General features: G+C 37.3%; 8 protein-coding genes. 7 read left to right on the top strand and 1 reads right to left on the bottom strand.

What is annotated here, in order from left to right:
• Window positions 1–175: 175 nt before the first annotated feature.
• The 6 genes from AC2CGR_RS12715 to AC2CGR_RS12690 all read left to right on the top strand — a co-directional run bounded on the left by AC2CGR_RS12715 (window position 176) and on the right by AC2CGR_RS12690 (window position 6685).
• Window positions 176–454 (top strand): YhdT family protein, encoded by a 279-nt coding sequence (locus tag AC2CGR_RS12715; protein WP_000800722.1) that lies wholly within the window; start codon window positions 176–178, stop codon window positions 452–454.
• A 3-nt stretch (window positions 455–457) separates the two neighbouring features.
• Window positions 458–1897: a sodium/pantothenate symporter gene (gene panF, locus AC2CGR_RS12710; protein WP_131100491.1), complete on the top strand. Its 1440-nt coding sequence runs from the start codon at window positions 458–460 to the stop codon at window positions 1895–1897.
• A gap of 117 nt (window positions 1898–2014) precedes the next feature.
• Window positions 2015–2947 carry a nucleoside hydrolase gene (locus AC2CGR_RS12705; protein ID WP_087954667.1) on the top strand — a complete coding sequence of 311 codons (933 nt, stop codon included), beginning with the start codon at window positions 2015–2017 and terminating at the stop codon, window positions 2945–2947.
• A 117-nt stretch (window positions 2948–3064) separates the two neighbouring features.
• Window positions 3065–4174, top strand: coding sequence for a serine hydrolase (locus AC2CGR_RS12700; RefSeq protein ID WP_087967359.1), 1110 nt, complete (start codon window positions 3065–3067; stop codon window positions 4172–4174).
• 101 nt (window positions 4175–4275) lie between these two features.
• Window positions 4276–5784 carry an argininosuccinate lyase gene (gene argH / locus AC2CGR_RS12695; RefSeq protein ID WP_087967361.1) on the top strand — a complete coding sequence of 503 codons (1509 nt, stop codon included), beginning with the start codon at window positions 4276–4278 and terminating at the stop codon, window positions 5782–5784.
• A gap of 67 nt (window positions 5785–5851) precedes the next feature.
• On the top strand, window positions 5852–6685 hold the full coding sequence (locus AC2CGR_RS12690; protein ID WP_087967363.1) for a GNAT family N-acetyltransferase: 834 nt from the start codon (window positions 5852–5854) through the stop codon (window positions 6683–6685).
• 35 nt (window positions 6686–6720) lie between these two features.
• Here AC2CGR_RS12690 and AC2CGR_RS12685 read toward each other — a convergent pair whose 3' ends face one another.
• On the bottom strand, window positions 6721–7470 hold the full coding sequence (locus AC2CGR_RS12685; RefSeq protein WP_087967365.1) for a (S)-benzoin forming benzil reductase: 750 nt from the start codon (window positions 7468–7470) through the stop codon (window positions 6721–6723).
• A 117-nt stretch (window positions 7471–7587) separates the two neighbouring features.
• Between AC2CGR_RS12685 and AC2CGR_RS12680 the strand changes: the two genes are divergently transcribed.
• Window positions 7588–15060, top strand: coding sequence for a DUF7507 domain-containing protein (locus tag AC2CGR_RS12680; RefSeq protein ID WP_484480891.1), 7473 nt, complete (start codon window positions 7588–7590; stop codon window positions 15058–15060).
• The last annotated feature ends 32 nt before the right edge of the window (window positions 15061–15092 follow it).

The following is a 15092-nucleotide window of genomic DNA, read 5'->3' as shown; positions in this document are numbered from 1 at the left end:
ATCATAATTAAGAAATACTGAAAATTCAAATTTCATTTGTGTTACAATTGTAAAAAATATGTAATGTAAGAGAATCTTCTATATGATTATAAAAAATCCTGCTTGTTTTTGCTTTCTAGTAGGAAAAACTAGAAGAACAATGGTACAATAATACATCGTGAGAGGAGGGAGAAAAATGAAGAATTATCATGATGATCCACGCTTTCGAATCGCCCATAGAGAAGCGTTAATTGGTCTTGGACTTGCTATTATCAATTTTATAATATGGTACGGATTTGCTTATGGGCTTGGTAGTAAAAATCCAAGTGAATATACATATGTATTTGGTTTTCCGGCATGGTTTTTTTATAGCTGTATCGTTGGGTTTATCGTTATGGTTATTTTACTTAGTTTAGTTGTTCGTTTTGTATTTCAAGATATTTCACTCGATGAGGAAGAAAAAAGTGAGGAATAATAGATGAATTGGTATGTAATCATTCCAATGATAATTTCGTTTATCGTTGTATTTTTAATTGGTGTATATGCTTCAAGACGTGTACAAGCGACTGCCCATAATAAATTTTTGCAAGAATATTTTTTAGGTGGGCGTGAGCTCGGTGGTTTATTATTAGCAATGACAATGATTGCTACGTACGGTAGTGCTAGTAGCTTCATTGGTGGCCCTGGTATAGCATACAATATGGGGCTTGGATGGGTATTGTTATCTGCGATTCAAGTTGTAACAGGGTATATCGTTTTAACGGTTATCGGTAAAAAGTTTGCAATTATCGCTAGGAAGATGGAAGCCATTACTCTTATCGATTATTTAAAGGGAAGGTACAATAATAAAGCAGTTGTCATACTTTCTGCGTTATGTATTATTATCTTTTTATTTTCAGCAACAGTAGCTCAGTGGGTCGGCGGTGGCCGATTAATTGAGTCGCTAACAGGTCTCTCTTATACAACAGCACTATTTTTATTTACTTTTTCTGTACTTGTGTACGTATTAATTGGTGGATTTCGTGCAGTTGCTCTATCAGATACATTATTAGGTATCATTATGTTAGTTGGAACGACAATCATTTTAATTGCTACTGTTATTGCCGGTGGTGGAATTGAAAAGATTATGCAGGAACTTGTTCAAATCAATCCGAATTTAATTACACCATTCGGAGCGGATGGTAGTTTAACGAAAACATATGTGACATCATTTTGGATTTTAATTGGAATTGGCGTTGTCGGTTTACCGCAAATTAGTGTGCGTGCCATGTCTTATAAAAATTCAAAAGCGATGCATCAAGCGTTAATAATTGGGACGATTGTTGTGGGTACAATTATGATTGGTATGCATTTAACGGGTGTGTTCGCACGAGTTGTACTTCCAGGTATAACGGTACCAGATAAAGTAATGCCGCTACTCGCGATGGAAGTGTTGCCACCTTGGTTAGCTGGAGTTTTCTTAGCTGCACCAATGGCAGCAATTATGTCTACAGTAAACTCGTTATTGTTACTTGTAAGTTCATCAATTATTAAAGATATATATGTAAATTACATAAATAAAGATGCGGCAGACAGTACGATTAGAAAAGGAAGTTTATGGATTACTGCTATCGTAGGACTGCTCGTTTATGCAGCAGCAATTAAACCACCTGATTTTTTAATATGGTTAAATTTATTTTCTTTCGGTGGATTAGAAGCAGCATTCATTTGGCCGATTGTATTAGGGTTATATTGGAGGAAAGGAAATGCAACAGGAGCGCTTGCGTCTATTTTAGTTGGGGTAGGTTCATATATGTGTATCCATCTTTTCTATCCAAATCCGTTCGGTATACATACAGTTGTTTTCCCAATTTGTTTTGCGTTTATCGCTTATATTGTTGGAAGCATGAGTGTTGTGAAGAAAAATAGTATAGGATAGATGAAGAACGTAGTCCTTATAGGACTACGTTTTTTCGTATAATTTTGTTCTTTTTTATTCTGTATGTCTATGGCTATTCATAAATTAATAACAATTGAGGGGATGGAGTTGAGGTCGATGAAAAAAGTGTTATTTTTGGGAGACCCGGGAATTGATGACTCTTTAGCCATCATGTATGGAATTATGCATCCTGATATTGATATTGTTGGTGTTGTAACGGGATATGGAAATGTAACGCAGGAAAAGGCAACGAGTAATGCAGCATATTTATTGCAAATGGCAGGGCGAGAAGATATACCTGTTATTAATGGTGCAAAAATCCCTTTATCCGGAGATGTTACAACGTATTATCCAGAAATTCATGGGGCAGACGGTTTAGGACCAATTAAACCTCCAAAAACTTTTTCGCCAAATATAAAACCTTTTTGTGCTTTTTTTGATATTCTTGAAAAGTATAAAGGAGAATTAATTATAGTTGATGCAGGTAGGTCAACGACACTAGCGACAGCATTTATTTTAGAAAAGCCGATGATGAAGTATGTGAAAGAATATTATATAATGGGCGGTGCTTTTTTAATGCCTGGAAATGTGACACCAGTCGCAGAGGCGAATTTTCATGGTGACCCTATTGCGTCACAATTAGTTATGCAAAATGCTAAGAATGTGACATTAGTGCCACTTAACGTTACATCTGAAGCTATTATTACGCCAGAAATGGTAAAATATATTACAAAACACTCTAAAACGAGTTTCAATAAGTTGATCGAGCCGATATTTACGTATTATTATAAAGCCTATAAAAAGTTAAACCCGAAAATAACAGGTAGTCCAGTACATGACGTCGTTACAATGATGGTTGCGGCAAATCCGTCCCTTTTAGATTATGTATATCGCCGAGTCGATGTAGATACAGTTGGAATTGCAAAAGGAGAGAGTATTGCTGATTTCCGGCCTCAACCTGACTCAAAAGCATTAAAGAATTGGGTGCGAATTGGTTGGTCGTTACATTATAAAAAATTTCTCGAAGATTTCGTTAAAATTATGACGTAGACATAATAGGAGAATACAAGTTAAAATAATGGAGATGATTACTAAAAGAATCATCTCCATTATTTTGTTTGTAAGAGATAGATAGAGAAGAGCTACACAATAGGAGAGGAATTTTACTTGAAAAAAACTATAGTATGCGCAGTGATTGTGGGTATTTTCGTTTTGCTAATATCGGGTAACTTTTTAGTGGAAAAAGTGTGGAGTTCAAATAATGATGATGCACAGTATATCGCATCCTTTATTGAAGAACATAAAGATGAAAAAAATAGTGCACTTCTAGTAAAGAGAAATGATAAAATTGTTTATTCTGTCAATCCCAACGTTGTATTGCCAGTTGCTAGTACAATGAAATTAATTGTGGCGCTTGAATATACGAAACAAGTTACGGAAGGGAAAATTGATTCGTCTAGTTTTGTTTCCATAAATGATGTGAATCGGTATTATGTACCGAATACAGATGGTGGTGCGCAAGATAGATGGCAAAGGTATTTGGAGAAGGCAGGCAAGATAACTGAAGGAGCGGTTTCTTTAGAAGAAGTGGCGAAAGGAATGGTTAAATTTAGTTCGAATGCGAATGCTGAATATTTAATGGAATTGTTAGGGTTAGATAATATTAATCGGAATTTACAAAGTTTATCACTTCCAGCACATCAGCCGCTATTTCCAATCGTTTCATCTTTATACATTCCAGGATATTTGCATAAAGAATTACACGTTCCGAAATATAAAATAGAGAAAAAGTTAAAAGAAATGTCTCAAGAGCAATATCGTCAATATGCGATGATTATTCATGAACGCTTAAAAAAGAAGGGACCATTATTACAGAAGGAAATTCCTCTTTATTTAGAGGAACGTTACGATAAAATTTGGTCAGATCGATTGCCAGCTGCTTCTGCAAATGATTATATGGTACTGCTTCAAAAGGCAAATCATAAAGGTGGCCTGACAGAAGCAGAAGAAAAAGTATGGGCTAACATCGTTGAAACAGATATGAGCGCTAAGAAATACCGTAAAACATTTAGACATGCAGGTCAAAAAAATGGCTATACGCCATGGACAGTTACAAAAGCAGTTTACGCGATGGATAAACGCGGGAACTGTACAGAAATAGTGTTTTTAGCAAATAATTTAAATGAGGACGACAGTGCAGAAATACGGAAACATTTAGCAAACTTGCATTTCCAAGTGTTGCAAAGTGATAAGTATGATGCGACTTTTATTAAGTAAACTCGGTGCAGAGAGCACCGAGTTTATTTTTATGTACAAGCACTTTTTCGCCATCTATGGGTATGATGGGTAGTAATACTTAGATGAAAGGGGAAAAGGTGATGAAACAAAGTAAAGAAGAGTTTATAAAGAGTGAAGGCGCTGATTTCCCTGGAAAAACATATGTGAATTGTGTATTACAACATGTATTTCATTTTCAAAGAAATTACTTATTGAAAGATATGTTTCAAGTGCATAAAGCGCACATTGTGATGCTGATGGAAGAAAATTTAATGAAAAAGGAAGAAGCTAAAGTTATACTACAAGCATTAAAAAAGGTAGAGGGAATTCCAAAAGAGCAATTGCTCTATACAGAGCAGCATGAAGATCTCTTTTTTTTAGTGGAACATTTAATTTCTCAAGAAGCAAAAAGCGATTTTGTAAGTAATATGCATATTGGTAGAAGTAGAAATGATATGGGTGTAACGATGTATCGCATGAGTTTAAGACGGTATGTATTACGATTAATGGAGCATCATTTGCTATTGCAAGAGAGTATATTGCAACTTGCTGCTGATCATAAGGAAACGATTATGCCAGCTTATACACATACACAACCAGCACAGCCAACAACATTTGGTCATTATACGTTAGCAATTTATGATACGATGCAGAGAGACTTAGAACGTATGAAAAAAACGTACAAACTTTTAAATCAGTCCCCAATGGGAGCCGCTGCGCTTTCTACAACAAGTTTCCCAATTAAACGGGAGCGAGTTGCTGATTTACTTGGGTTTACTAATGTAATTGAGAACTCATATGATGCTGTCGCTGGAGCAGATTATTTATTAGAGGTTAGCTCGTTACTTATGGTAATGATGACGAATACGAGCAGATGGATTCATGACTTCTTGCTATTAGCGACGAAAGAATATGATGGTATTACTGTTGCAAAGCCGTATGTACAGATTAGTAGTATTATGCCGCAAAAGCGAAATCCAGTTTCAATTGAGCATGCGCGTGCGATTACGAGTAGCGCTTTAGGAGAAGCATTTACAGTATTTCAAATGATTCATAATACACCATTTGGTGATATTGTTGATACAGAGGATGACTTGCAGCCGTATTTATATAAAGGGATTGAAAAGACTATTCGTGTTTTTTCTATTATGAATGCAGTTATTCGAACGATGAAAGTAGAAGAAGAAACGTTGAAAAGTCGTTCCTATAAACATGCAATTACGATAACTGATTTCGCAGATGTTTTAACAAAAAACTATGACATTCCATTTCGGCATGCGCATCATGCAGCAAGTGCTATTGCAAATATGTTATTGGAGCAGAAAAAGGAGCTTCATGAATTACATTTGAAAGATGTGAATATGTACTTACAAGAAGAATTTAATATAATTTTATTAGAAAAAGAGTGGAAAGAAATTATATCGCCAGAATCTTTTGTTCAAAAAAGAACGGTATACGGTGGGCCGAGTAAAAAAGAAATGGAGCGCATGATTAACAATCGAAAAGAGTTATTTCGAAAAGAAGAAGGGGTATTTGAAAAGGAAAAACAGAGAATTTTACAAGCTGAAAATAATTTGAATACGTTAGCTTCAAATATTATTGAATCGTAAAAGAGGAATTTAGTGAATTAATCGCCAATACCTTAATAAAATTATAAATAGAGAGAAGAGATTGTCGATGATTCAATTGCATGTATATGAAGAGATTGTTAATTTTAAAGAAGAGGTTACACCATTTCTAGAAAAGAATGAACAGGAAAACAATCTTATATTAGGCGTATTACAAATGGTCCAGCAACCGATATTTATGGGGATAGCGAAACAAGGAGAAGAAATTGCGGTTGTATTTCTGCAAACAGAAGAGAAGAAACAAATCATTGTTGCAACTTCTGAAATTGCGGGAGTAACTATTGAGGAACTTGCAAAAGAGTTAACGAAAGTATATCCGGATATTCCTGGATTGATCGGTAATAAGAAAATTGTACAGAAATTAGCGGAAGAGATTGCGGTGCTAGAAAATAAGAAAACGAATGTTGTAATGGAGCAAGGAGTATATGAGTTGAAAGAAGTGAAGAAGAAACCGAGCGAGGATATTTTTTTTCGAGAAGTAAGTAGTGATGAACTAACATTAATAGAAGAGTGGATATATCAATTTTGCAAAGATGTGAATCTTCCTACTACAAAAGAAGAAGCAGAACAAACTGCACATGCATTACTTACTAATCATCGTTTATTTGGTCTAGAAGTAGACGGGAAACTTGTTTCTGTAGCTGCAAAAACACGTCCAACTAAAAATAATATAACAGTTAATTTCGTATATACGCCGAAAGAAGCAAGGAAAAAGGGATACGCATCTAATTGTGTAGCGGCACTTAGTCAACGTATGTTAGATGAAGGGTACAAGACGACTACATTATATACTGATTTAGCGAATCTGACATCGAATAAAATTTATCAAGAAATTGGTTATAAGCAAATTGCGGAGTCTGTGCTTATATTTTTAGAGAAGTAGAACAAAAAGGCGTGCTAAAATAGCACGCCTTTTTGTTATTCATCAATTCTAATAACCTCGCCTTGAGGAAAGTCCTCAGTTTCTAGTAAGTTACGAATAGCTTTCGCAACATATTCAGGTGATAATAGTTTTCCTTCTTCTTTTAATGCAATGAAGCGGTCCAAATTTATGAAATCTTCTTTATTTGTTTCCCGAATTTGTGCTTGCATATTTGTATCAACAACGCCAGGTGCAAAAGCGACGATTTTTACTGGAAATTCTTTTGCTGCTTCTTCGGTTGCTACACACTGTGTAAACATATTTACACCAGCTTTTGTTGTACAATAAGCGCCCCAGCCAAAGTAAGGGTTTTTTCCTGCACCAGATGAAATGTTAATAACGCGTTTATCTACTTTCCAGTCTTTCGTATGTTTCATAAATGTAGATGTAAGAATCATAGGTGCAAGTAAATTAATGTGAACGTTCGTAATGAATTGTTCGCTTTCTGCTTTTTCAATTGGTTTCATAGGTGCAACTGTACCCGCATTATTAATTAAATGAATAGAAGATACACTGTCTTCTTGAATAGATGAAATGATTTTGTTAAAGTTCGTTTCTAAATTATGTACATCTTGAAGATCTAAGGAGTGGAAAATACAATTGCTATTATATTGTTTTGCAAGTTTCGTAAGCTCTTTATTTTCTCTTCTAGAAATAGAGATGACAGTTGTATTTTCTTCTAACAATTGCGTAGCAATTGCCTCACCTAAACCTTGTGAAGTTCCTGTTATGATAACGTAGCGCATAGTTTAGTAAACTCCTCTCCATATATGTGGAATTTTGTTGGACAACGTACATTACATAGTTTGTCTACATTTTATAGTATAGAGCACTTTTTACTATAAATGAAATGAGATGATTGTGTGCCTTTTATGAATCGCTTTACGACAACAGTAACTGGTGCCGTCACGTTCACTGGGAACACGTTAGGACTAAGTCCGACATCACCTGCACCAGGTAATAATTTTGGTACGATTGATGTATTCACAACGGTGAATACATCACTTCAAGTACCTGGATTCCCAGCAGGAACGACGAATGATTGGCCATTAAATTCTTCGAGTGCAATTTTAAACCTTCCAGCAGGGAGTAGCGTCTTATACGCAGAACTTGTGTGGGCTGGCACATACCGGACTGATACTGAGGATGTTACTGCGTTTTTAAATGATGATATCACCTTTACAACACCAGTGGGAACATTTTCTGTTGCACCAGACCCAGCAACTGCGCAGCAAGGTTCAGTAGGGAAGCAGTTTTATTATAGTCGCTCTGCTAATGTAACGAACCTTGTTAGTGCGGCTGGGGCCGGGACATATACAACAGGTGCTGTGCCAGCTGCAAGAACATCAGCTGATTCAACAATTAGTCGTTCAGTTGGTTGGACGCTTGAGGTTGTGTATCAAAATGCGAGTTTACCACTAAGGAATTTATCAGTGTATGCAGGACAAGAAATTATTGATGCTTCATCCCCGCCAGTTGATGCTATTATTTCAGGTTTTGCAACACCGTCTACGGGAATTGTTACAGGAAGGGTACTCGTAACTGCCCAAGAAGGTGATTCTAACATTGTTGGAGATCAACTTCGCTTTGGACCGAATGCAAATGCTACAGTTGCATTATTCGGACCGAGAAACCCTGCAAATAATTTCTTTCAGTCACAAATTTGTAATGACAATGGAAATTTAGATACGAGCGGCACATTTGGAAATCTGAATCAGCCGTTAGGAATCGCTTTAGCGATCCGAAGACAAGGGTGGGATATTACGAATGTAGATGCCTCCTCATCTTTAGTAAACAATCAAACGTCAGCAACTGTTCGCTTCGTTACAAATGGAGATGGATACGCTGCAGCTGGTTTTGGTGTTCAAATTGATGCAACAGGTCCAATTATTAATCCTGTTAAATCGGTTAATAGAACAGTCGCAGGGGTAGGGGATACTCTCACTTATACGATTACGGTCCCGAATACAGGAACAGGGAGTGCAGAAAACGTTGTATTACGTGATAGTATTCCGAACGGAACGACGTTTATAGCAGGTAGTGTAACAGTAGGTGGAGTAACACAGCCGAATGCAAACCCTGCTAATGGAATTAATTTAGGCACAATCCCAAATAACACGCAAAGAGTTGTTACATTTCAAGTACGAATAACATCGTTTCCGAATCCAAATCCTATTCCAAATCGTGCAATGGTGTCTTATCAATTCCGTCCTTTCGTCGGTAGTCCACTTATTACTAGTATGTCTTCTTCAAATACAGTACAAACGACAGTGAATCAAGCAACTATAAGTATGCAAAAATCTGTAGATTTACAGACTGCGACACTTAATGATGTATTAACGTACACAGTTAATGTCATAAATAATGGGAATGTTGCTGCAAACAATGTAATTTTTGTTGATAGTATTCCTGCAGGAACAACATTTGTCGCAAACAGCGTTACGGTAAATGGGGTAGCACGTCCAGGAGCGAATCCAGCAAGTAGTATTAATTTAGGAAGTATTAATGCATCGCAAACGACTGTAGTGCGCTTTCAAGTACGAGTGACATCTAATCCTTTTGTCAACCCAATTCCGAACCGTGCGAGTGCAACATTTACCTTTACTCCAGTGCCTGGTCAACAACCAGTTTCAGGGCAAGCGACAAGTAATACTGTAGTTACGACAATTAATATAGCTGATATAACAACGAGAAAAACAGTGGATAAAGCTTTTGCAACGGTTAACGACGTTCTTACGTACACGGTAACAATTCAAAATACAGGAAATGTACTTGCGACGAATGTTATTTTTCAAGATCCAATCCCAACTGGAACGACTTTTATCACAAATAGTGTAACTGTAGATGGAATTTCGCAACCTGGGGCAAATCCGGCAACTGGGTTTACAGTTGCTAACATATCTCCAGGTGGGACTAGGACAGTTACATTTCAAGTACGAGTAACATCTACGCCGTCAGGAGGTACGATTCCGAATCGCGGAAATGTATCTGCTAATTTCGTCGTTATTCCGAATCAGCCACCGATAACGATTAATAGACAAACGAATACAGTTGTGACACAAGTTAATACAGGCGGTTTAAATGTAATAAAAGAAGTGAATACAATGCAAGCAGCAGTAGGAGATACTTTAACATATACGATTGCCGTTCAAAATACAGGAAACGTTCCGCTAACAAATGTGTTATTTCAAGACAGTATTTCTTCCGCTGTTTCCTTCGTTGCAAATTCTGTAACAATTAATGGAGTATCGCAAAGTGGATTGAATCCGAATACAGGATTTTCTCTTCCGAATATTCCTGCGGCTCAAACGGTTGTAGTCACATTCGAAGTAGTAATTGTACAGAATCCAGAAAATGAAGATATTTTAAATCAGGCAAATGTAACAGCAAGTTTTCAAGTGAATCCGAGTGAACCACCAGTGACAATCAATGTTCCGAGTAACATTGTGAATACAACAGTACAATCAGGGAACTTTGAAGTTGTGAAAGCAGTGAATACGGATGTTGCGACGGTAGGAGATGTTTTAGTATATACAATCGAAGTTATAAATGCAGGTAGTGTACCAGCTACAAATGTATTTTTCCAAGATTCAATTCCACAAGGGACATTATTTATTGAAAATAGTGTATTGGTTAATGGTGTTTTACAAGAGGGGGCAGATCCAGGACTAGGATTCCCATTAAATGATTTACCTACTGGCGCGAGTGTAATTATTTCATTTGAAGTATTAATTGATGAAATTCCGCCAGGGAATAATGTTGTAAATAACGCGAATGTAACTGGAGATTTTCTTGTAAATCCAACAGAGCCACCAATTACTGTGACGGTTCCAAGTAATACTGTTATGACAGTTGTGAATTCCTCAGGACTAAATGTAACGAAGAGTGTAAGCGCTACTGAAGCAGGTGTAGGAGATACACTAACATATACAGTTGCTATACAAAATAGTGGAACGGTAGTAGCAACAAATGTATCATTCCTTGATCCAATTCCAGTTGGAACCACTTTTGTAGCGAATAGTGTAACAATAAACGGGATACCTCAACCAGGTTTAAACCCGACAACTGCATTTCCACTTGCTAATATTCCAGTAGGAGGTATGGTGACGGTTACTTTTCAAGTGATAATCACGAGCGTACCACCAAATAGGGTGCTTCCGAATAATGCAAATGTTACTGCCGATTTTCAAGTAAGCCCGTTGCAGCCACCAATTACAATTGTAACAATTAGTAATACCGTTGTGACACGAGTGAATGTAGGATCAATTAATGTAATAAAAAGTGTAAATACACCACAAGCAGGTGTAGGAGATACGTTAACGTATACGATTCTTATTCAAAATACAGGAACTGTTCCTGCAACAAATATTATTTTTCAAGATCCAATCCCATCTGGAGCTACATTTGTAGCGAATAGTGTAACGATAAATGGAGTCGTTCAGCAAGGCGCGGATCCTATAGCAGGTTTTCCTGTTACCAATATTCCAGTTGGGCAAACTGCTACAATTACGTTTCAAGTTACAGTGACGAGTGTTCCGAGTGGTGGGAATATAAGAAATCAATCGAATGTTACTGCCAGTTTCCTTATAAATCCAGCTGGTCCTCCTATAACGACTACTACAAATAGTAATTTTGTAGTGACACAAGTAAATACAGCTCGATTAAATATACAAAAATCTTCATCTGTACAACAAGCAACACTTGGAGAAACTTACACGTATTCTGTTGTTATTCGAAACAACGGAACAGTGACAGCAACGAATGTCTCTTTTATTGATCCGATTGCTCCAGAAACAACATTTGTAGCAAATAGTGTAACGATAAATGGAACGCCTCAACCTGGATTTGATCCAAATGTAGGTTTCCCGCTTCCTAATATTGCAGCGGGCACATCATTGACAGTAACGTTCCAAGTGATAGTTGTTGCACCATCAACGCTTGGGGCAGTTCTAAACACAGCGACTGCTACAGCTACTTTCTTATTGAACCCTTTACAACCACCTGTAACAACAACGAACTCAAGTAATACAACGGTAGTTACAATACCGTTACCTCCTCCTGGTGAAGTGACAGCAACAAAAACAGTAAATGTTGCAACTGGGGCTGTTGGGGATGTATTAACGTATACAGTGCTAATAACGAATGTAGGAATTATCCCTGTTACAGATGTACTCTTCCAAGATGTCATTCCAGAAGGGACGACGTTTGTTGACAACAGTGTAACCATAGGTGGAATACAGCAACCTGGATTAAATCCAGAAATAGGCTTTACAGTTAGTCCGTTATTAAATGCTGGTGCGAGTATTTCTGTAACGTTCCAAGTGACCATTACGGAAATTCCTGATAATGAAGTCATATTAAATGATGCTGACGTTACATTTACTTCACAACCGAATCCGCAGGAGCCACCGATTACGGAAACGATATTAACGAATTTAGTCGTTACGACAATTAATATAGCTTCAATTTTTCCAGTAAAAATAGTAGATAAAGAGGCAGCGACGGTTGGTGAAATATTAACCTATGATGTACTAATTTTTAACTTTGGAACGGTACCGGCAACGAATGTCCAATTTCTTGATTCTAGTACGAGTGGTGTAGCATTTGTTCCAGGAAGTGTGAGTATAAACGGAGTGCCAGAACCAGGATTAGATCCGTTCATAGGCTTTACAGTTCCAGATATACCTGTAGGTGATTTTGTACTTGTCACATACCAAGAGATGGTAACGAGCATACCTCAAGGTGGAACAGTTGTTAACTTTGTGGACGTTACGGCTACGTTTGCTGTAAGTGAAACAGAGCCGCCTATTACTGAAACGACGACAAGTAACACGACATTAACAGAAATAAATGAATCTGGTTTGAATGTTTTAAAATCAGTAAGTCAGCCGGTTGTTGCAGTAGGCGATACAATCACTTATACAACAGTAGTTCAAAATACGGGAACAGTGATAGCGACGAATGTTCAATATAGTGATGTATTACCATCCTCTATAACATTCGTACCGAATAGTGTAACGATAAACGGTGTGTTACAGCCTGGATTAGACCCTAATACTGGCTTCTCACTTCCGGATATAACTTCAGGTGAAAGTGTAGAAGTCACATTCCAAGTAACAGTTGTTAGCGTTCCGTCAAACGGAACAATTGCCAATACGGCAAATGTTACTGGAAGCTTTATTTTAGTACCAGGAGAGCCACCAGTAATAGTAAATCAGCCAAGTAATACAACACTCACAACTGTAAATAGAGGACGCTTTAATGTTATTAAACAAGTAAATAGAGCCGCTACTCTAGTGGGAGATATATTGGCGTATACAGTACAAATAACGAATACAGGAACAGTAACAGCTAACAATGTTCAGTTTACTGATACGATTTCAACAGGTGCGTCATTTGTAGCAAATAGTGTAACGATAAATGGAGCTCCGCAACCAAACTTAAATCCGATTACTGGATTTGGAGTTGGAGATATCCCAGTTGGTGAAACAGTTATAGTGACGTTTCAAGCGACAGTTACAAGTATCCCGTCATCAGGAACAATTACGAACGTTGCAAATATAATAGGAAGCTTTACTTTAGTGCCAGGAGAGCCACCAGTAATAGTAAATCAGCCAAGTAATACGACAATAACGAGGGTGAATAGAGGGCGCTTCAATATAATAAAAACAGTAAATAAACAAGCAACGCGATTAGGAGATACGTTAACGTATAGTGTGCAAGTTACAAATACGGGAACGGTAACAGCGACGAATGTTCAGTTTATTGACGTTCCATCATCTAGTTTAGAATTCGTTCCTGGAAGTGTAGAAATAAATGGAATTCCGCAAGTAGGCTTAGATCCATTTGTAGGCTTTTCATTACCGGATCTTGCTGTAGGGGATAGCGTATTAATTACATTTGAAGTAAATGTAATCTCGGTTCCGTCTTCTAGTAGCATTATGAATACAGCGAGAGTAACGGGTGATTTCGAATTGATTCCAGGAGAACCTCCGTCTACAATTACGAATTCAAGTAATACGACAGTCACACCAGTAAATAGAGGCAGTTTAGATATGCTGAAAGAAGTAGATCATTCAATTGTTGGAGTAGGGGAAACGGTAACGTATACTGTTCGTATATTAAATACTGGAACTGCTGATGCAATGAATGTTCAATTTATCGATGTACTATCTCCAGAGGCTGTTTTTGTACCAAATAGTGTAACAATTAATGGAGTTCCGCAGCCAGGGGTAAATCCACAGGCCGGATTTACGATACCAGATATTCCAGTTGGTGAGACCGCACTTGTAACATATAAAGCTACGATTACAAGCTTTCCAGATGGTGGTACAGTAGTGAACGTTGCAGGGGCGTTAGCAGAATATAATTTAGTACCAGGAGAGCCGCCAGTTACAGTGATGGACACGAGCAATACAATTATTGTAACGGTAAATACTGCAATCTTATTTGTTGCAAAAGGAGCAAACTTTGAAGTAGCAATGGTAGGAGATGTTGTCACTTACGGAATTGCCGTTATAAATGACAGTACAGTTCCTGTGACGAATATTGTTTTAACAGATATCATTGATCCGAATACGTTATTTATAAATGGCACGGTAACGGTAAATGATGTATCTCTTCCATTTGCCAATCCGAATACTGGTATCCCGTTAGGTGATTTTCAGCCAAATGATGCAGCCATTATTAATTTCCAAGTTGTAATAACAGGAGGACAAATAAATAATTTAGTTACAAATACTGCTATAGCAAATGGGCTTGCAATTGTAAACCCGAATGAGCCGCCAGTAGTAGTTGAAGGTGATAGCAATACAGTTGTTATCCCGTTTATTCCTCAAAATGTCTCAACGACAGTCGTAAAAACGGCAAATTTACAGGCAGCAACAATTGGAGATATTATTACGTTTACGACAGTTATTACAAATACGGGGGATACAGCAATACAAAATATTCGTTTCCAAGATATATTAGATAGTAGTGTACGATTTGTCCTTGGAAGTGTAACGGTTGATAATACGCCAGTGCCAAATGTAAATCCAGTATCAGGATTTCTTATAGGAAGTTTAAATCCAGGTGAAGCGCGAACAGTTGCGTTCCAAGTAGTAGTTCAGAGCGCACCAAATGGTGCAGGAAATTATATTAATCAAGCGAGTATTCGTTTCGAACATCAAGTAGGCACAGTATTGCCACCTGTTACACAAATAGTAGAAAGTAATATGGTCGTCATTCCGTTCGTTCCGACGATTGAACAAATTTGTGAAACAAACTTTAATTGCTTAGATAAAATTCCATTTGAGTGTTCTCCGTGTCATCACTTGCACGGACATAAAAAATAAAAACAAAAAGAGCATCTAGAATAGGATGCTCT

Source organism: Bacillus sp. LSHTCR4 (genome assembly GCF_057197025.1).
Note: the sequence above shows the minus strand (reverse complement) of the source record. Positions and strands in the feature narration are given on the sequence as shown.